We start from the raw sequence: 20006 nt of genomic DNA, 5'->3' as shown, positions 1-20006 counted from the left end.
CTATTAAGAATAATTATTAACCTCTTCCTCTATTTTCTCCCATTTCTCCATTAATTCATCTAATTTTGCTTTTTTTGCCTTGTACTCATCAAAAAAACCAGGTTTGGAGGAAACTTTATCATAATTTTCCGCCAATGCTAAGTCTGTTTTTTTTATATCTTTTTCAAGCTCTTGAATCGAATTTTCTATCTTATTCAATCTGTTTTTGAGTTTTTTGAGCTCTTTTTCTTGTTCTTTTGATAGTTTAAAAGCTATTTTATTAAATGAATTTTTATCTTCTTTAATAACTGTCTTTTTTTCTGCCTCTCTTAGACTTTCTATCTGATGTTGTTCTAAAAAGTAATCAATATCTCCTAAATACTCTTTTATCTCTCTATCTTTAAATCCATAAATTGTGCTTGTTAGACCTTGTAAGAAGTCCCTATCATGCGAGACAATAATTAAAGTACCATTAAAATTTATGAGAGCTTTTTTTAAAACATTTTTCGATGCAATATCAAGATGATTTGTAGGCTCATCCATTATTAAGACATTAAATGGTGACAATAATAGCTTACATAATGCCAAACGATTTCGCTCTCCTCCTGATAGTACTTTTGCTTTTTTATCGACTGCTTCACCGCTAAATAAAAAGGCTCCAAGCATATCCCTTACTCTTATCCTATTAGTATCATTAGCGGCATCTTCCATTATTTCCAGTACCGTTTTTTCTTGTGGTAAATATTCCGATTGATTTTGTGCAAAATATCCTACTTCTACATTATGTCCAAGCTTTAGGTGTCCTTCAAACGGAATTTCTCCAACCATCATTTTAGCTAAAGTAGATTTTCCTTGTCCATTTTGACCAACAAACGCTATTTTACTATTTCGCTCAATTAATAAATCAATATTCTCTAAAACTTTTTTCTCTCCATAATTTTTACACAAACCTTCAGCTTCTACAACAATTTTGCCTGGTTCTTTTGAAATTTCAAACTTAACATTCATTACAGCACTATCGTCTTGATCTACCTCTATTCGATCAACTTTATCTAATTTTTTGATAAGTGATTGCGCCATTGAAGCTTTGTTTGCCTTGGCTCTAAATTTCTCAATTAGCTTCTGTGTGTGCTCAATTTCTTTTTCCTGATTTTTTTGTGCTTGTAACTGCTTTTCTTTTATCTCTGATCTAAGTTTTAAAAACTCTGAATATGGCTTTTTATAATCGTAAATCTGTCCTAAAGAAATTTCAATTGTTCTATTGGTTACGTTGTCTAGAAACATTTTATCGTGAGAAACTAGAACTATTGCTCCTTGGTAACCTTTTAAAAAATTTTCTAACCAAATAATTGATTCGATATCTAGGTGATTCGTCGGTTCATCTAATAATAAAATATCATTATTCTGCAGTAATAATTTTGCCAGCTCAATACGCATTCTCCATCCTCCAGAAAAAGTATCAGTTAATTTTTCAAAATCTTCTCTTTTAAAACCTAAGCCTTGTAATATTTTCTCTGTATCTCCTTGATAATTGTACCCACCAATTAACTCATAGCGTTCCGTTTTCTCGTTCAAATCAACAATCAATTGACTATAGGATTCACTTTCATAGTCTGTTCTTTCTACTAATTGCTTATTGATAAACTCTATATCTTTTTCAATATCTTTTATTTCTATAAAAGCTTGATAAGCTTCTTCCAAGATAGTCCTGCCATGAACAAAATCTATATCTTGTCTTAAAAAACCAATTTTTACTTCTTTATCAAATGCTATTGTTCCTCCACTATTTTCTATATCCTTTGAAAGTACTTTAAGTAAGGTTGATTTTCCAGCACCATTCTTACCTATTAAGCCAACTCTGTCTCCTTTGTTTAATTTAAAGGTTACTCCAGAAAACAAATCGGTTCCCATAAAAGAAACCGTTAAATTATGTACGTTTAACATTTTTTTGAACTAAATTAATGTAATTTTGTAGAACGTATTACAAGCGATTCTATACTTATACTTTAAATGCGTACAAACTTACAAAAACCAAATAGTTTATTTAACTCAAATACCTATTATTATGATCGGAAAAGGAAGCAAACTATACAGTATTTTCAGAAATAAATGTCCAAGATGTCATGAAGGCGATTTTTTCAAATATAAAATTTCCTTTAATCCCAAAAAAATAAGTACACTCCATGACAACTGTTCTGAATGTAACTTGAAATATATGATGGAGCCTTCATTCTTTTTTGGTGCTATGTATGTTAATTATGCCATAGCAGTCGCTCTTTTCGTTGCAATATTTATTATAGCAAAAGTATTCATTGGGCTTTCTATTTTGCATAGCTTTATATCCATTGTTATTGTTTCTCTCTTGCTGACTCCTGTGAGTCTAAGACTTTCAAGAATTATATGGATTAATCTATTTGTTTCATACAAACAACAAAATAACAGTAAAATTCTTAAGAAAAACTATAATTAAGTAAATCTTTCGATAGATATTTCTTTTTCAAGAGGGATTCCTTTTTCTATATAATTAAACAAGCTGTTAGCTATGGTTGGAGAAATCATGACTCCTCTTGTCCCCAATCCATTTAATACGGCAAGTTGTTTATGTAATGGGTGTGTTCCTACCAAAGGTCTACGATCAATTACAGTTGGTCTTATACCAGCTGAATGGTCTATGATCTTATAAGGTACATTAATTACTTTATTCAATTTGCTTATCAATTCATTTTCACCTTCTTGTGTAGGCACCGTAGTTTTATCTTTCCAATTAAAAGTCGCTCCTATTTTATAAGTATGACTTCCCAAAGGCATAATAAATATGGAAGACTTTAAAACAAAATCAATAGCTAATTTTGGAGCAAAAATATCGATCGTTTCTCCTTTAGTACCGTTGAGTGGTAAATAGTTAAAAAAAGGGTTCTTTTTTAAACCAAAGCCTTCGCAAAAAACAATTTTTTCTGCAATTAAATCCTGGTACTTTAGACTTTCATTAATCTCAAGTTTTTCATAAATAAAATCATCCTCGACTAATTTATTTTCAATTTTCAAATAATTTTTATACGAATGAATAAATGCTCTCATCTGGATTCTACCTGTACCAATTAGTGTTCCAAAGCCATTCTTACAGATAATTCCTTTTATTTCATTTTTTTCGATTTCTGAAATCATATACAACCCTGTATTTGGCTTATCTAGAGCTAGGTACCAATTATTTTGATCCTGAATAGTATTAAAAGCTTTTTTAGTTTTGACTTTAACATCAATTTTAATATTCAGTTTATTTTCTATTTGTTGATATTTAGGAATGGCATATTGTAACTGCTCGTGTCCATTCCAGGCAGGTGTAAATCTTTTTAAAATAATAGGATTGTACATTCCTCCGGCAACCAACGAAGATGTTTGAGAACTATTTTCAAAAACAATAAATGATTTATTATTTTCTAAAAGCTTTTCACAAAATGAAATTCCTGCTAAACCAAGACCAACAACAATATAATCGACTTTATTACTCATCTGACAAAAATAACCAATAAAAAAAAGAGTATTCACAATGTAAATACTCTTTTTTTTATTTGTTAAATATGAAATTAGTAATTCCACATATCCATTTCTCTATCTCTTATACCTTCTTTAATTCTATTAGCTTCAAGCAATTGAAATAAAGAATTTCCTCTTACATAGTCCTTAATCTGTCTATCTCCGTACATATTTTCTTCTTTCTGAACTACAGCATCGAATCTACGCGCATTTAAAAGATTATCATAAGATATAGGTCTTGCTGAATTTAAAGGATTGAAAACTTTTGATTTATGAAGAGTTTCCCTTGCGTCAGGATAAAAAACCCAGAACAAAGCATAGGTATTATCTCCATCATCAATTTCATCTCTTCCGACAACTTGTACATCTGGCCCCATAGGAGCAACGCCTAAAAGACGATACTTAAGCTCTCCTTGCCTTTTATCAAAATACCAAATTCCTTTCAACATATATCCTTTTACTTGTTCAGACTTAATCTCGTACAAATCAATATTACCGTAACCATCGTCTCTTGAATCACTTGTTTTCTCAATGATTTCATCAATACCTATCTTAGATGTGAAATAAGAATCATCATAAACTTCAGTAATTTCTCCAGTACGTATACCTTTTAATAAAGAATCGTATAAAGACCTTCTATTATTTCCAGTACTTGCCGTATCAATTGGATAATAATAAGGTAAATTTATCTTTTGATTTAGATCAACGTATTCCCAAACTACCTTAGACCACAATACATCTCTATCACTGATATTTCCATACGGTAATGGTTTGTCATCTTCGGAGGCAATTTGTGCATCCGATTTAAATCCTATTTCGCTTACCTTTTTAGCATTTAAAAGGTTTGCTTGGGCACTTGCGTAACTTGTTGAAACAAGTGTTAATGCAACCAAATAAAAACGCTTCCAATTCATACTCATCTGTTTATCTTTTAATTTGTAATCTCAATATTCACAGGTAAAACCTTCTTTAATTTATAGTTAGACCCTGAAACAGTAGCTTTAATATCAAATATAGATATTAAATCATTTCTTCTTGCTTTCTTTAGAGCACTTTTTGCTCTAGAATTTAAACGTGTTCCTGTAACTGGTATTGTAATTTGACCTGGAATTTTTATTTTAAAGCTTGTAACATTTAATTTTAAATCGAATAAAAAATCTGGTAGTCCAGCTCCTACGACAATTTTAGCTACACTAGCCTTTGGCATTTTCACTGTTCCAAACTGATTTCTTACCATACCATTTGCCGGTGGAATATCTTTTATTCTAAATTTCTTTGATGAACTTACAGGTTTACCATCTGGTAATTTACCACTTACCTTTATAACAACCTGATTACCTGAACGTGGTCTCATTGCATAACTGTTACCTTTAACTCTACTTAAACCAGGAGCACTTGCTGTAACCTTATTACCAGGAATACCTGGTATCGATATTGTTAATGGATTAGTTAAACCTCTATAAACTACATTCATCTTATCAGCTGAAATAACAGCATTATTTGGTTTTGGTATTACCGAATAAGTACTTTCAAAAGGAACAGGAACCTCTTCACCATTTTCTGTAAAGAAAATTGTACCTTTTATTTTCTTATCTCCTACACTCCCTGCTGCCATATCTACAACAACATGACCATCTTTAAAATTTTTGTAATCTTTATCTCCATTAAACTCAACTCTTGTCGGCTTTAACGTAGGATCGTATCTTCCTAATACAACTGAACCTGTTACTTTTTCACCTTCGTAAAATGCATTTTTGTCAAGTGCAACTATCCCATTATAGTTACTCATAGAAACTTCTGTTTCTAATTGTCCACCAACTAATGAAGAGTATATTTCACCTTCTGTAGTTCGGATATCACTTTGAATCTGACTTACATTTGCTATAGAAGTAATTAAAGGCATACCTTCATATCTTCCTTTTAACCACGAAATCTCTTGACCTTCTGCTGATTTATCTGGATCAGTATTAAATCGTTTGTCTAAGTTTTTTAATATTTGAGGAGAAGCATTTTCTCCTAAAACTGCCTTGATTTCAGTGTTATAGTTATTGATTTCAGAAATAAATTTATTTCCTTCTTCAGTGAACTTATCTCCAGAGAATAATAAAGCATCTACTTTATCTGGACTTTTCTGAGATTCATAGTTGGTTTTGTCTTCTTCACTGATATCTTCGGACATTTTTTCTTTCAAAGACTTCAAGTAATCAAAGAAGCCATTTGACAACTCACTTATTTTCTGAGCTTTTTCGTTTAACTCTCCAAATTTCTCTGGTTGTTCTGTTGCTTTTGTAGCCAACCCCTTAAGTGAACTTTCATTTGTTGTAGCTGCAAATGCATTTGAGTCCTCTATTTTTTCTTTCATGAAGCCAAAAGACGATAACACTTTCTTATCCATCTGCATTGCAAGCATCGCAAGAAATACAAGATACATAAGGTTAATCATCTTCTGCCTTGGTGATAATTTTCCTCCTGCCATAATTATAAAATACTTTTTAGTTTAATAATTAGAATATTTTCTAATTATTTATTAGACATTGCAGATAACATTCCACCATATACACCATTAAGAGAAGAAAGGTTTGTCGCCAAAGAGTCCATTTGCTCTTGTAACCTTCTTGTATTCTCTACCATCGCTGAATTAATTTCAGCTTGTCTAGAGGCATTATCAACTTGTGTTGTGTATAAACTGTTCAATGATTCCATTTTTGAAGCAGCCATCGCCATTTGCTCATTATATTGATTTGTTGACGCTACTGTTTCGGAAGTAGCCGTCAATCCTTCTGCAGCTCCTTGGAAATTTTTAATACTATCACCTAAACTGGAGATTAAACCTGCATCAAGTTTTGCTTCTCTTAAAATATCATCTAACTTTTGAGACAACATACTTTGAGCCTCTTCTGGTGCAGCTTCTTTTCCACCTAAAACACCACCCATAGACAATTCAGGATATACTTTAGTCCAATCTAGTTCTTCTTCTACTGGTTCAAAAGCGGAAAGGGCAAAAACCGCAGCTTCAACAGCCATACCAATCGTTAACATAAGCCCACCTGTAATAGGTCCGAATTTAAAGTGCATGATCTTAAATAATGCTCCAACGATAACGACTGCCGCACCTAAACCATAGGCCATGTTAAATAATTTCTTAGTTGTTTTTGATTGTGCCATAATTTTTAATTTAAAGGGAATTTAATTAATATTTAAGTTGTATTTTTTATTATTGACTTTTGTTTGTTCCTAAATAATCTTGTACCGTTCTAAATCCGATATAACTTCTCGCTGTATCCGCATGTTCCCAATCTCTTGAACTTACTTCTAAAAAGTAAGCTACATCTTTCCATGATCCACCTCGAATAATTTTTCTAGTATTCTCTCTGTTCTCTACATTTGGATTCATAGTTGATCCATAATAATAAGACATTTGATTGTACGCTGTATTTGTCCATTCAGCTACATTTCCAGCCATATTATACAAGCCATATTCATTTGCATTGTAAGAAACAGCCTCAACAGTATATAAAGCCCCATCTGCAGCATAATCTCCTCTTACAGGTTTAAAGTTTGCTAAAAAACATCCTCTATCACTTGTAGTATTAGGACCACCCCAAGGATACTTTGCATAATTAAGACCACCTCTCGCAGCATACTCCCATTCCGCCTCTGTTGGAAGCCTAAATGCAGGCACTAAACCTAGCTTTTTCTTTGAACGTTGATAACTGTTTTTGTTTTGTGTTCTCCAGTGACAGAAAGCTTTTGCTTGAGGCCAGTTTACGCCGACTACAGGATAATTTTCATAAGCTTTGTGAGCAAAATACTCCTGATGCATTGGATCATTGTATGAGTAATTAAAATCTTTAATCCAAACAGTCGTATCTGGGTACACATTGATTACCTCATCCTTCAAAAACTCTTTTCTGTTTTTACCGAATCTGGCAGCATTTTCATTATCAAACCAATAATATCTATAGTTTAATGTCTTTGTATCAAATGTTCTAATACCATTCAAAGATTCATCTTTCTTAATAAATAACGAGTCCATTACTTCTACATAATCTGCATCAGGGAATTCTTGATTCGACCAAATTATTTCCTCTTCCCAGTTTAATGGTTTAAGTGAGTCTAGACCTTCTCCTAACTCATAATAATTTTCTCGCATGTACTTTTCGTAAGCAGTCTCATTGACAGTATCTTTTGAAGCATATGCATATCTTTGAATACCTTCTGCTTTATCTTCTCCTTCTCCAGAGGAAGCGAACTCTGCCTGCATAGCCAATTTTGTTCTAGTGATTGAATCTCTCACCCAAAAAACAAACTGTTTATATTCGCTATTTGTTATTTCAGTTTCATCCATATAAAATGGCTGAACTGTTACAGTCTTTGTAGGAGCATTCAATGCTCCTAAGGGGTCTTCATCTTGTTTACCCATAGTAAAAGAGCCTCCAGGTATTTTAGCCATTCCAAATGGTTTTTCGGCAAACCACTTTCTTTTTGACTTTACACCAATCAATTCTCCTCTATCGCCACTAGAACCACAGGCGTATACGATAGATACTAATAATGCACATACTGCTAATTTCTTCATACTTTATTCTTTTCTTATAAAAAGAGGCGTAAACCTATTATTTTTTTAAAATTAAAAAACAATTTCGAGTTATAAATAACATCTTAAGTAAGCTTTTGTAAAGCTTTGTACCATCTTTTAGGTATTTTTAACCTCAGAGCTTCTTTATAATCACGATAGCTACATGGTATTAACGCATGTCTTTTATGTTTATTATTCGATATTAAATTTATTTCCATCCACCAGCGTCCACTTTTATCACTTTTGTAAAAATTAAGTGGATCATCATCGTCAAGAATTACTGTATATTTCTCGTAACTTTCTTTAGTAGTAAAAGGATAATCATTGGCACGTTTATTGACACCTTCAACAAAATACCATATAATTTGCGCTATTAATTTTGCTGTTTGTTTATTTACATCAATAGCAGCATTATACTCATATACACCAAACGAAGTTACCTTATCACTTATTCCAGCATATCTGGCTACAGCACATGCATCTTCTCCATACATTCCATTTGGTGAAGCATATAAGTTGCCGGGAGCATCACTTTGACGAATACTTCCAATATCAAAGCTAACAATATCAGCATCTCTTAATACTGGCTCTACCAAAGTTATATCTTTTATTTCTCCTAATCGATAGGCATCAAAAAAGAGCTTATCAATCAACTGTATTTCTTCTTGAGAATTAAAATATGTTTGATATCCTATACTACTGTAGTTGAAAAGATTGTTAGGCTCTTCCATAATTATTCTACTTAAAAAGGACCTGGAAAGGATATTTTCTTCTGATGAGCCAATATCAAAACGACTATCTACACTAACTAGATTAACTGTCTGTTCAAGGTCGTCATACCCTCTATAATTTGCATAAGTTATATCTTGGCTACCTCCTATAATCAATGGAATTATATCTTGTCTCACCAAAAAAGAAACTATTTTTGAAACAGCAAAATAAGTATCTTGAACCGTATTACCTTGTTCAATATTACCTAAATCAGCAATAGAAAGCGTCCACTCTCCAGAAAAAAGCTCATATAGTTCTTTTCTTATGAAGTAAAGACCTTCTTTTGAATCACATTGCTGCCCTCCTCTACTTTCAACAACACCGAAAATTGCTATTTTTATGTTCGTCACATCAGGAAAATTGTTTTCAGTATGAAACTTAACCGAATTTCCTAATGAGGTAACATGGTTAGATAAAATAGTAGTAACATCCGAATTTTCAAGTGGTGAAAAGAACTCGACCATTATTTAAGGGGATTAAAAGTATCGCAATATAATAAAAAAACTATTTCAACATAGAAATGTTTATTTCTTTTTTTTGGTCGTTTTTTTCTTAGGTGCTTTTGCTTCTATCATTTTTACTGCTTCCTCTTGAGTTAGCTTTTCTATTTCCGTTGTTTTAGGAAGCTCTACCTTCAATTTACCTTTAATTACATTGAATCGTCCCCATCTAGCTTTTTCAACCCTAATGCCAACTTCTTCAAAATTATGTATTAATTTTTCTCTCTCTTTACGTTTTTTATCCTCAATTAATTCTTCCAGATCTGATTGAGTTAGATTATCGAAATCATACTTCTTGTTTACGTTTATGAAAATTGAATTCCATTTTATAAATGGACCAAAACGTCCAACACCTTTTTGTATTGGCATTTTTTCATAATGTCCTATAGGAGCATCTGCCTTTCTTTTATCTTCAATTAATTCGATTGCTCTCTCTAAATCAACAGACATTGGATTTTCTCCTTTATCAAGAGAAACATACTTCCCATCAAATTTAATGTAAGGACCAAAACGGCCATTTGCTACAACAACTTCTTTAGTTTCATAATCTCCCAATATTTTTGGCAATTTAAATAAATCCATAGCTTCTTCGTAAGTTATAGAACTCATTGTTTGCTCTCCTTGCAAACTAGCAAATTTAGGCTTTTCCTCATCTGTTGCTTCACCAATTTGCACCATTGCTCCAAACCGTCCTAAACGCACGTAAACATTCTTACCACTATCAGGATCAACCCCCAATAATCGCTGTCCACTTGCTCTATCTGCGTTTGCTGCAACATCTTCTACATGCAGATGAAAGCCTTTATAAAAATCTTTTATCATAGCGGTCCAATCTTCTTTCCCTGATGCTATTTCATCAAATTCATCTTCTACTTTAGCCGTAAATCCATAATCCAGTACTGATTTGAAATTTTCTACAAGGAAATCATTAACAATATTTCCAATATCTGTAGGAACTAATTTACCTTTATCAGATCCTACTTTTTCTGTTAATTTTTTTTCAGAAATTTCATTTAAACTCAATTTTAACTGATTATAGCCTCTTTCCTTCCCCTCAACAGTACCTTTCTCTATATACTGCCTTCTTTGTATTGTCGAAATAGTTGGTGCATATGTAGAGGGACGACCTATCCCCAATTCTTCTAATCTTTTAACAAGTGCTGCCTCTGTATATCTTGCGGGTGGTCTTGTATACCTTTCAGTAGCTAAAATAAAATTATTTGCTAAGATTTCGCCAATAACCATTTTAGGGAGCATCCCATCTTGCTCTTCTTCTTCATTATCTGTTCCCTCTAAATAAACTTTGAGAAAACCTTCAAACTTAATAACTTCCCCATTGGCTAAAAATATTTTATCATTTTTATCATTCTTTATCCTAAGTGAAGTTCTTTCTAACTGAGCATCACTCATTTGAGAAGCAATAGTTCTCTTCCAGATTAAACTATACAACCTGTCTTGATCGTAATCAACAGCCACCTCATGGCGTGACATATCGGTAGGGCGAATAGCCTCATGCGCTTCTTGCGCACCTTTAGATTTTGTAGAATAGTTTCTGGGCTTGCTAAATTCAGAACCATAATAACTTGTTATTTCACTTTCTGCGGCTTTTTTAGCATCGTTAGATAAATTAACACTATCTGTTCTCATATATGTTATGAGACCCGCTTCGTACAATCTTTGAGCCATCATCATCGTTTTGGCTACAGGAAAACCTAATTTTCTAGAAGCTTCTTGTTGTAATGTTGAAGTCGTAAAAGGTGCTGCTGGAGATTTTTTCGCAGGTTTCTTTTGCAAATCATCCACATCAAATACAGCACTCAAACAAGAATTCAAGAATTCTTCTGCTTCCTTTTTTGATGCAAAATTTTTACCGAGTTTAGCTTTAAACTTTTTTCCTTCCTGACTCATAAATTCTGCATCTACCCTATACGAAGCCTGAGCTTTAAAGGCTTCAATCTCTCTTTCTCTTTCAACTATTAATCTTACTGCTACAGACTGAACCCTACCTGCTGATAGCCCCCCTTTCACTTTTCTCCAAAGCACTGGAGACAACTCATAACCAACTAATCTATCTAGGATTCTTCTGGCCTGTTGAGCATTAACAAGATTGTAATTTATCCCTCTTGGATTGTCTACAGCCTTTAATATTGCATTTTTTGTAATCTCATGAAAAACAATTCTTTTCGTACTAGCATCTTTTAACTTCAATTGCTCATATAAGTGCCAAGCAATTGCTTCTCCTTCCCGATCTTCATCGGAAGCCAACCAAACAGTTTCTGCTTTTTTTGCTAAATCCTTTAGTTTTTTTACAATCGCCTTTTTATCTGTAGAGACAATATATTTTGGCTTAAAATCACCTTCAACATCAATTCCTAATTCCTTTGACGGTAAGTCTGCGATGTGTCCGAAACTAGATTCCACCCTAAAATCTTTTCCCAAAAACTTTTCTATTGTTTTTGCTTTTGCTGGTGACTCTACTATAACTAAATTCTTTGCCATATTTCTTTACTATTAAAATTGCCAGGTTAGATAATTGCGGTTCTTATGAGTTCGCAAAAGTAGACACTTTTTTTGATTTTGACCTTTTTTAAAATAATTTTACTTTTTAAAAGGATAATATTATCAAATTAATTTCTGTCATCTTGTCATATTATTTCTATTTTGGTTGTATCTTTGTGGCTTATTTTTACTACGATTTTTAAGATTTATGGAACACGTTGAGAAAGTAATTGATGAAAAAAAACAAGGTAAACCTTTATTAACTGATCAAAGAAAAGGTAATGATAAAAAGCTTTTTATTGAAAGTTATGGATGTCAAATGAACATGAACGACAGTGAAATTGTTGCCTCTATACTTGCTGAACAAGGCTTCAATACCACTGGTAACATAGAAGAAGCAGACCTTGTATTAATGAATACTTGTTCTATTCGAGAAAAAGCAGAACAAACTGTTAGAAATAGACTGGAAAAGTACAACCATGCAAAAAAACGCAACCCAAAAATGAAAGTTGGTGTTTTAGGATGTATGGCAGAAAGATTAAAAACTAAATTTCTAGAAGAAGAAAAGATTGTTGATCTTGTTGTTGGACCAGATGCGTATCGAGACCTACCTAACTTAGTAGAAGAAGTAGAGGCAGGAAGAGATGCTATCAATGTAATTCTATCTAAAGAAGAAACCTATGCAGACGTTTCCCCTGTAAGATTAAATTCAAACGGAGTGTCAGCCTTTGTTTCAATAACACGTGGATGTGATAACATGTGTACTTTCTGCGTTGTTCCTTTCACTCGGGGTCGTGAACGTAGTCGTGATCCTCAAAGTATCATTAGTGAAATTCGATCAATGCAAGAAAAAAATTATAAAGAAATTACCTTGTTAGGTCAAAATGTTGACTCATATCTTTGGTACGGGGGCGGACTAAAAAAGGATTTTACAAAAGCCTCGGAAATGGCAAAAGCTACAGCCGTTGATTTTGCAAGTTTATTAGACATGTGCGCCAATGAGTTTCCTAAGATGCGTTTTCGTTTTTCTACATCAAACCCTCAAGACATGACATTAGATGTAATTCATGTGATGGCAAAACATAAAAATATTTGTAAATATATACACCTTCCTATTCAAAGTGGTAGTAATGCTATGCTTAAAGCTATGAATCGTCAACATACCCGTGAAGAGTATTTAGAATTGGTGAAAAATATCTACAAAATTATACCCGAAATGCACTTGAGTCAAGATATGATTGCTGGTTTCTGCGGTGAAACTGAACAAGATCATAAGGATACGCTTGATTTAATGGAACAAGTAAAATATAGTTTCGGTTTCATGTTTGCTTATTCTGAGAGACCTGGGACCTTAGCGGCAAAGAAAATGGAAGATGATATTCCATTAAAAGTAAAGAAACGTCGATTACAAGAAATCATCAATTTACAACAAGACCACAGTTTATTTAGAGCAAAAGAACATGTTGGAAAAGTGCAAGAAGTACTTATTGAAGGAACTTCTAAAAAAAATGCTAACGAATGGAAAGGACGTAATACCCAAAACACAGTAGTAGTTTTCCCAAAAGAACATTATAAAATGGGAGAATTTGTAAATGTAAAAATTGAAGATTGTACATCTACAACTTTAAAAGGCGCTGCTGTTGGATATTCAGATAACAATTAGAATTTTAATAAAAATTTATACATTATGAAAAAGTTATACATTATGATTATCGTCATTGTACTAGTTTCTTGCTCTAGTAACGAAAGCAATAAAATAGTGAATGAAGGAACATCTTTAAAAAATTACAAAATAATATATCCAGGTGATCAAGGCTTCATTCATTATTTTAACGAATCTCAAGCTATTGAAAGTATAAGAACTGGTCCTGGTTTTAATGATTTTGTTTTCTACAATTTTGAATACCAAAATAATTTAATGTCGAAATTCGAATATCTCAATGGGTTGGGAAACCTTTTACAATCTTACAATTTCAATTATGACTCAAATGGGAAACTAACTTCTTTAGTTTACAAAAAAGATACATTTGAATATACGAGGACCTTCACTTACACTAACAATTCTATTTCATCAGTGATACCTGATGATAATTCTGATGATACTTATAAGATTACGTTCTTACTAAATGAGAAAGGTTTAGTTAATGAATTAACAAAAATCAATCTAAGTAATAATGAAAATGAAGCTTTAGTGAAATTTACGTATGACAATAATGATAACTGTACATTTATTTATTCCAAGATTGATTATGGATTTGGAGCTATTGAGAAAAACTTAAATATACAGTATAGCGATAAAAATAATCCGTTAAAGAGTCATTATACATCAAGCTACATAGCTTATTTCGCCATCTATGGTGACTTTAATATTTTACAAGAAGATATTATTTCATTAATTGTAAATTTTGGTAATAACACCGTTACAAAGAGCCCTGAATTTAACTTTGAATATATTTATAATTCAAATGGATATCCAGTAAGTGCAGAAGTGTTTGACACTGCTACAGGAAATAAATCTCGTTCAATAGAATACAATTATTAATATACATAGATAGTAAAATACTCGCATTAAGAAACGTAAGCTAAAATAGATTTAGAATAAACTAAAGACTAAAAATTTTGGAAAATTTACAAGCAATAAAACAACGATTTGGAATTATTGGTAACGATCTTCAATTAAACAGAGCTATAGAAAAAGCTTTGCGAGTTGCACCTACTGACATCTCTGTTTTAGTAGTTGGAGAAAGTGGTGTTGGTAAAGAAAGTGTTCCAAAGATAATTCACCAGTTGTCACATAGAAAGCATGCCAAATATATAGCTGTAAATTGCGGAGCTATTCCTGAAGGAACTATTGATAGTGAACTGTTTGGACATGAAAAAGGATCTTTTACGGGTGCAACTCAAACGCGAAAAGGATATTTTGAAGTAGCTGATGGTGGAACTATATTTTTAGATGAAGTTGGAGAACTCCCCCTTACTACTCAGGTACGTCTTTTACGTGTTTTAGAAAATGGGGAATTTATCAAAGTAGGCTCTTCTCAAGTTCAAAAAACGAATGTAAGAATTGTAGCCGCGACAAATGTCAATATGCATGAAGCGATTTCAAAAGGAAAATTTAGAGAAGACCTTTATTACAGGCTTAGTACTATTGAGATTTCCCTCCCCCCACTTAGACATCGCGGTGAAGACATTCATCTTCTTTTCAGAAAATTTGCAGCAGACTTTGCTCAAAAATACCGAATGCCCGCTATTCGATTAGAAAATAACGCTGTCAAAACTTTGGTAAGTTATAGCTTTCCTGGTAATATTCGTCAGTTAAAAAATATTGCAGAGCAAATATCTGTAGTCGAGGAAGATAGAAACATTACTTCAGAGAAAATAATCCAATATCTTCCAGATTTAAAAGGTAACTTACCTGCTGTTATTAAAAATAATGATTCAAAAAATGATTTTGCCAATGAAAGAGACATTATGTACAAAATCTTGTTTGATATGCGTAACGACATTAATGATCTAAAAAAATTAACTTTAGACTTATTAAAAGATGGGAACTCTAAACAAGTTAGAGAAGAAAATCATCGCTTAATCCAAAAAATTTATAAAGAGCAAGAGACTGAAGTTGTTCCAAAAGTTGAAGTTGTTCAAATACCGCAACAATCGAATCAAAATAATTATGATTTCATTGAAACAATCGAAGAAGATGAAAATTTTTCTTTACAGGAGAAGGAAGTAGAAATGATCAAAAAATCTCTCGAAAAAAATAATGGAAAAAGAAAATTAGCAGCAAAAGAACTAGGGATTTCCGAAAGAACACTTTATAGAAAAATTAAACAGTACGACCTCTAACTTCACAAAAACTAGATAGATTATTATGAGAAAAATATTTCAATTTCTATTTTCGATACTCATCATAACAACCTTTATTTCTTGTGGTATTTATTCATTTACCGGAGGAGATGTTGGTGATGCAAAAACTATTCAAATAGACTTTTTTCGTAACGAGGCACCAATCATTGAACCTGGTTTAGGACAAAAATTTACTCAAGATCTTCAGGATCTATTCACCAGGCAAACTAATTTAACTTTAGTTTCTAAAAATGGCCAACTACATTTTGATGGAGAAATTGTTGATTATAGAATAACTCCTATGACCGCTCAGGCAAACCAAACAGCTGCACAAAATAGACTAACTATAGTTGTAAATACACGATATACAAATAACTTAGATGAGAAGAAAAATTTTGAAAAACAATTTTCCTTTTACTACGATTACGCGGCTGCTGTGCAGCTTACAGGCAGCCAACTAGATGCCGCTTTTGACGAAATTATAGAAAGAATTACTCAAGATATATTTAATGCTTCTGTTGGTAAATGGTAAAATTTAATTAATGTGAAAAACACAACAAGGTACATACAAAAAATTATAGCTAATAATGCAATTAGTGAGAATGATCATAATAATCTAAAGGAAATCATATTAAAACATCCTTATTTTCAATCAGCAAGAGTCTTATACCTAAAAAGTCTTAAAAACAAGGAAAGCTATAAATATAATCATGAACTTAAAATTGTGGCTGCACATACTACCGACAGAAAAATTTTATTTGATTTAATTACGTCAAAAAAATTTCAAAAAGAGCATTTCGAAAAAGATAAAAAAAACAATCAAAAAAAACCTATTTCTTTAAAAGGCTTTGCTACTCAAAAAAAAGAAAATATAGAAAAATCAATTCAGGAACTCTCTATAGGAAAACCTATTAATTTTACTAAAAATGAAACTTTTTCCTTTAATCAATGGCTAGAACTTTCTTCAAAAAAAACAATTGTTAGAGATTCAAATATTCAACAGATTATCGAAGGGGGGCAACAGAATTCAATTATAGATAAATTCATTGAAAATAACCCAAAAATATCTAGACCTTCAAAAATAAATAATCCTAATTTAAAGACTGTAGAAGTTCAAGAAGATAATCAATTAATGACCGAAACACTGGCAAAGGTTTACCTTGAACAAAAAAAATATGAAAGTGCCATCAAAGCATATAAGATATTAATTTTGAAATATCCAGAAAAAAGTGGTTTCTTTGCAGACCAGATAAAAAAAATAAAAATATTACAAAATCATAAATAATGACAACATATACTTTACTTTTAATTTTAATATTGATTGTGGCGGTTGCTCTCATATTAATTGTGATGGTACAAAACCCTAAAGGTGGTGGATTGTCTTCTTCTTTTGGAGGAGGTGCTCAAAATATTGGTGGTGTTCAAAACACCAACACCTTTCTCGATAAAACAACATGGACTTTAGCTATAGCTATGTTTGCACTGATTTTATTAGCCAATTTTGCTATTCCAAGAGGAAATGGAGAGAATGCTCCTCAATTAGAGGAAACGCTAAGTAATGTTGAAACTACAACAGAAAGTTCAAACACATCAGATGCAACAGACACAAAAACTACTAAAGATAGTGTTCAATAAAAAATAAACTTTGTTTGAATAAAAAAATGTCAACGTGTCATAATCGTTGACATTTTTTTTATTTTAAAAATAGAATACTTGAAATTCTGTCAGTATGGTTTTAATGGCATAGTTTCTGTCAATATAAAATCTGAATCAAAAAATATAACTAAAAAATATAAAATGGGATTAAACATTAAACCTTTAGCAGATAGAGTTCTTGTTGAGCCAGCTGCAGCAGAGACCACTACTGCTTCAGGAATCATTATTCCTGACAATGCTAAAGAAAAACCGCAAAAAGGGACAATTGTTGCGGTTGGAAATGGAACCAAAGACGAGCCCTTAACCGTTAAGGTTGGTGATACCGTATTATATGGTAAATATGCTGGTACTGAGTTAAAGCATGAAGGTAAAGATTACCTTATTATGAGAGAAAGTGATGTATTCGCTATAATCTAAAATGACTCATAAAAAACAAAGACTAAATTAACCAAAACCTTGTGTTTCTTACCCACAAGGTTCAAAAATTGAAAAAACAACAATGGCAAAAGATATAAAATTTGATGTTGACGCTCGCGAAGGTTTAAAACGTGGTGTTGATGCATTAGCAAATGCAGTAAAAGTAACATTAGGTCCTAAAGGGCGTAATGTAATTATTTCAAAATCATTTGGAGCTCCGCATGTAACTAAAGATGGTGTTTCTGTTGCAAAAGAAGTTGAATTAGAAGATGCTCTTGAAAATATGGGGGCACAAATGGTAAAAGAAGTAGCTTCTAAAACAAATGATTTGGCTGGAGATGGTACTACAACTGCTACCGTTCTTGCTCAATCAATTGTTAAAGAAGGTTTAAAAAATGTTGCTGCTGGTGCTAATCCGATGGATTTAAAACGTGGGATAGAAAAAGCTGTCAATGCCATAACTGAGGATCTTTCTAAACAATCAAAAGAAGTTGGTGATTCATCTGAGAAGATTCAACAAGTTGCCTCTATTTCTGCTAACAATGATGCCTTTATAGGTAATTTAATTTCAGAAGCTTTTGGGAAGGTAGGTAAAGAGGGTGTTATTACTGTAGAAGAAGCTAAAGGAACTGACACATATGTGGATGTTGTAGAAGGAATGCAATTCGACAGAGGATACCTATCTCCATATTTTGTTACCGATGCTGACAAGATGATTGCTGATCTTGAAAGTCCTTATATATTATTATTTGACAAGAAAATATCTAACTTACAAGAAATTCTTCCAATCTTAGAACCTGTAGCGCAGTCTGGGAAACCTTTATTAATCATTGCTGAAGATGTAGACGGGCAAGCTCTTGCTACCCTTGTCGTTAATAAATTACGTGGAGGATTAAAAATAGCAGCTGTAAAAGCTCCTGGCTTTGGAGATAGAAGAAAAGCAATGCTAGAAGATATTGCTATTTTAACTGGTGGAACTGTTATTTCAGAAGAGAGAGGTTTTTCTCTTGAAAACGCAACTTTAGATCTTTTAGGCACTGCAGAAACAGTTACCATTGATAAAGACAATACTACAATCGTAAATGGAGCAGGTGATGAAGCTCAAATAAAAGCTAGAGTTAATCAGATAAAAGCTCAAATAGAAACGACCACTTCTGATTATGATCGTGAAAAATTACAGGAACGCTTAGCTAAACTAGCTGGTGGTGTAGCTGTTTTATATGTAGGTGCTGCCTCAGAGGTTGAAATGAAAGAAAAGAAAGATCGAGTTGACGATGCTTTGCATGCTACAAGAGCAGCTGTAGAAGAAGGTATTGTTGCCGGTGGTGGTGTTGCCTTGGTAAGAGCTAAAAAAGTACTTGAATCTTTGGCTACTGATAATTTAGACGAAACTACAGGTATACAAATTGTAAATAAAGCTATTGAATCTCCATTAAGAACCATTGTAGAGAATGCAGGTGGTGAAGGATCTGTAGTTATTAATAAAGTATTAGAAGGTACTACTGATTTTGGGTACGATGCAAAATCTGAAGCCTATGTAAATATGTTAGAAGCGGGAATTATTGATCCTAAAAAAGTAACTCGTGTTGCTTTGGAAAATGCTGCTTCAGTATCTGGTATGATTTTAACAACTGAATGTGCTTTAGTTGATATTAAGGAAGATACGCCAGCTGCGGCAATGCCTCCAATGGGTGGTGGAATGCCAGGAATGATGTAAGAAAAGTCCGATTAATCTAACTTTTGTCTGGATACTTTTTTCATAAGGCAAAATTAAAAATAAAAAACCTGTCAGTAATAAACTGCAGGTTTTTTATTTCACACCAAACTTTTTAATAACTTAAAGTTGCTGAGATGCTATTTTTTCATTTCTTTCATTCGAATCTTTTATGTTTAGATTATTATATTTTGTAGTAATAGAAAGTGCGGTTCACGCCTCTAGCATAATTAATAAAAGTGTGTCAAATATATCTATCAATAATATATTGTCTGAAGAATATAAAATTTTCAATTAATATTGGATTATGATTGTCTATAGTTAATTTCTTGGGCAAACAGAGAACTTCGAATAACAAAATAAAAATACAACTAAAAAAAGACTCAAATCAGTTACTTTCAGTAAGTCTTGATCATAATACTAAATCAGCAAGTATTAATTTTATATATAATACAAACCATAAATTGGAAAAGATTATCGCTTCAAATTCGGATAAGTCTAAATCTTTAAT

17 protein-coding genes are annotated in these 20006 nt (G+C 32.3%); 9 read left to right on the top strand and 8 right to left on the bottom strand.

The genetic code is table 11. The features are described 5' to 3' along the window. Positions 1–3: 3 nt before the first annotated feature. Complete coding sequence (locus tag AC2GW8_RS12580; protein WP_440880220.1) at positions 4–1923, bottom strand: ABC-F family ATP-binding cassette domain-containing protein; 1920 nt, start codon at positions 1921–1923, stop codon at positions 4–6. Positions 1924–2044: 121 nt separating this feature from the next. On the opposite strand from AC2GW8_RS12580, the gene AC2GW8_RS12575 reads away from it, so the two are divergent. Further along, a complete protein-coding gene (locus AC2GW8_RS12575; protein ID WP_440880219.1) occupies positions 2045–2449 on the top strand; it encodes a DUF983 domain-containing protein in 405 nt (134 codons plus the stop codon). On the opposite strand, the gene AC2GW8_RS12570 is transcribed toward AC2GW8_RS12575, so the two are convergent. From AC2GW8_RS12570 to topA, 7 genes are all read right to left on the bottom strand, one after another. Further along, positions 2446–3489, bottom strand: coding sequence for an NAD(P)/FAD-dependent oxidoreductase (locus AC2GW8_RS12570; protein WP_440880218.1), 1044 nt, complete (start codon positions 3487–3489; stop codon positions 2446–2448). The two genes, AC2GW8_RS12575 and AC2GW8_RS12570, sit on opposite strands and share 4 nt — an antisense overlap. A 74-nt stretch (positions 3490–3563) precedes the next feature. Further along, positions 3564–4427, bottom strand: a complete 864-nt coding sequence (gene porN, locus AC2GW8_RS12565) for a type IX secretion system ring subunit PorN/GldN (RefSeq protein ID WP_440882219.1) — start codon at positions 4425–4427, stop codon at positions 3564–3566. Between the two features lie 17 nt (positions 4428–4444). Further along, the gene (gene porM / locus AC2GW8_RS12560) at positions 4445–5989 is read right to left on the bottom strand and encodes a type IX secretion system motor protein PorM/GldM (RefSeq protein ID WP_440880217.1); all 1545 of its coding nucleotides are present in this window, start codon (positions 5987–5989) and stop codon (positions 4445–4447) included. Between the two features lie 44 nt (positions 5990–6033). Further along, on the bottom strand, positions 6034–6678 hold the full coding sequence (gene porL, locus AC2GW8_RS12555; protein ID WP_440880216.1) for a type IX secretion system motor protein PorL/GldL: 645 nt from the start codon (positions 6676–6678) through the stop codon (positions 6034–6036). A 49-nt stretch (positions 6679–6727) separates the two neighbouring features. Continuing rightward, a complete protein-coding gene (gene porK / locus AC2GW8_RS12550; protein ID WP_440880215.1) occupies positions 6728–8092 on the bottom strand; it encodes a T9SS ring complex lipoprotein PorK/GldK in 1365 nt (454 codons plus the stop codon). Between the two features lie 83 nt (positions 8093–8175). Beyond that, a complete protein-coding gene (locus tag AC2GW8_RS12545) occupies positions 8176–9330 on the bottom strand; it encodes a formimidoylglutamase (RefSeq protein ID WP_440882218.1) in 1155 nt (384 codons plus the stop codon). 57 nt (positions 9331–9387) lie between these two features. After that, positions 9388–11862, bottom strand: coding sequence for a type I DNA topoisomerase (topA, locus tag AC2GW8_RS12540; RefSeq protein WP_440880214.1), 2475 nt, complete (start codon positions 11860–11862; stop codon positions 9388–9390). A 208-nt stretch (positions 11863–12070) separates the two neighbouring features. Here topA and miaB point away from each other — a divergent pair, with 208 nt between their 5' ends. From miaB to groL, 8 genes are all read left to right on the top strand, one after another. After that, positions 12071–13525 (top strand): tRNA (N6-isopentenyl adenosine(37)-C2)-methylthiotransferase MiaB, encoded by a 1455-nt coding sequence (gene miaB, locus AC2GW8_RS12535; protein WP_440880213.1) that lies wholly within the window; start codon positions 12071–12073, stop codon positions 13523–13525. A 24-nt stretch (positions 13526–13549) separates the two neighbouring features. Continuing rightward, on the top strand, positions 13550–14404 hold the full coding sequence (locus AC2GW8_RS12530; RefSeq protein ID WP_440880212.1) for a hypothetical protein: 855 nt from the start codon (positions 13550–13552) through the stop codon (positions 14402–14404). Between the two features lie 77 nt (positions 14405–14481). Beyond that, positions 14482–15708 (top strand): sigma-54 interaction domain-containing protein, encoded by a 1227-nt coding sequence (locus tag AC2GW8_RS12525; protein WP_440880211.1) that lies wholly within the window; start codon positions 14482–14484, stop codon positions 15706–15708. Positions 15709–15733: 25 nt separating this feature from the next. Continuing rightward, positions 15734–16240 (top strand): LptE family protein, encoded by a 507-nt coding sequence (gene lptE / locus AC2GW8_RS12520; protein WP_440880210.1) that lies wholly within the window; start codon positions 15734–15736, stop codon positions 16238–16240. 12 nt (positions 16241–16252) lie between these two features. Next, a complete protein-coding gene (locus tag AC2GW8_RS12515; RefSeq protein WP_440880209.1) occupies positions 16253–16993 on the top strand; it encodes a tetratricopeptide repeat protein in 741 nt (246 codons plus the stop codon). Next, positions 16993–17343, top strand: coding sequence for a preprotein translocase subunit SecG (gene secG / locus AC2GW8_RS12510; RefSeq protein WP_440880208.1), 351 nt, complete (start codon positions 16993–16995; stop codon positions 17341–17343). Before AC2GW8_RS12515 ends, secG begins: the two co-directional genes overlap by 1 nt. A 162-nt stretch (positions 17344–17505) precedes the next feature. Beyond that, complete coding sequence (locus tag AC2GW8_RS12505) at positions 17506–17781, top strand: co-chaperone GroES (protein ID WP_440880207.1); 276 nt, start codon at positions 17506–17508, stop codon at positions 17779–17781. A gap of 82 nt (positions 17782–17863) precedes the next feature. Beyond that, on the top strand, positions 17864–19498 hold the full coding sequence (gene groL, locus AC2GW8_RS12500) for a chaperonin GroEL (RefSeq protein WP_440880206.1): 1635 nt from the start codon (positions 17864–17866) through the stop codon (positions 19496–19498). Positions 19499–20006: the final 508 nt, after the last annotated feature.

The organism is Tenacibaculum profundi (assembly GCF_057162725.1).
This window is presented reverse-complemented; position numbering and strand designations above follow the sequence as displayed.

Excerpts from the sequence above, each read along its gene's own strand:
- AC2GW8_RS12580 (WP_440880220.1), bottom strand. The coding sequence starts at position 1,923 with ATGTTAAACGTACATAATTTAACGGTTTCTTTTATGGGAACCGATTTG.
- AC2GW8_RS12575 (WP_440880219.1), top strand. The coding sequence starts at position 2,045 with ATGATCGGAAAAGGAAGCAAACTATACAGTATTTTCAGAAATAAATGT.
- AC2GW8_RS12570 (WP_440880218.1), bottom strand. The coding sequence starts at position 3,489 with ATGAGTAATAAAGTCGATTATATTGTTGTTGGTCTTGGTTTAGCAGGA.
- porN (WP_440882219.1), bottom strand. The coding sequence starts at position 4,427 with ATGAATTGGAAGCGTTTTTATTTGGTTGCATTAACACTTGTTTCAACA.
- porM (WP_440880217.1), bottom strand. The coding sequence starts at position 5,989 with ATGGCAGGAGGAAAATTATCACCAAGGCAGAAGATGATTAACCTTATG.
- porL (WP_440880216.1), bottom strand. The coding sequence starts at position 6,678 with ATGGCACAATCAAAAACAACTAAGAAATTATTTAACATGGCCTATGGT.
- porK (WP_440880215.1), bottom strand. The coding sequence starts at position 8,092 with ATGAAGAAATTAGCAGTATGTGCATTATTAGTATCTATCGTATACGCC.
- topA (WP_440880214.1), bottom strand. The coding sequence starts at position 11,862 with ATGGCAAAGAATTTAGTTATAGTAGAGTCACCAGCAAAAGCAAAAACA.
- miaB (WP_440880213.1), top strand. The coding sequence starts at position 12,071 with ATGGAACACGTTGAGAAAGTAATTGATGAAAAAAAACAAGGTAAACCT.
- AC2GW8_RS12530 (WP_440880212.1), top strand. The coding sequence starts at position 13,550 with ATGAAAAAGTTATACATTATGATTATCGTCATTGTACTAGTTTCTTGC.
- lptE (WP_440880210.1), top strand. The coding sequence starts at position 15,734 with ATGAGAAAAATATTTCAATTTCTATTTTCGATACTCATCATAACAACC.
- secG (WP_440880208.1), top strand. The coding sequence starts at position 16,993 with ATGACAACATATACTTTACTTTTAATTTTAATATTGATTGTGGCGGTT.
- AC2GW8_RS12505 (WP_440880207.1), top strand. The coding sequence starts at position 17,506 with ATGGGATTAAACATTAAACCTTTAGCAGATAGAGTTCTTGTTGAGCCA.
- groL (WP_440880206.1), top strand. The coding sequence starts at position 17,864 with ATGGCAAAAGATATAAAATTTGATGTTGACGCTCGCGAAGGTTTAAAA.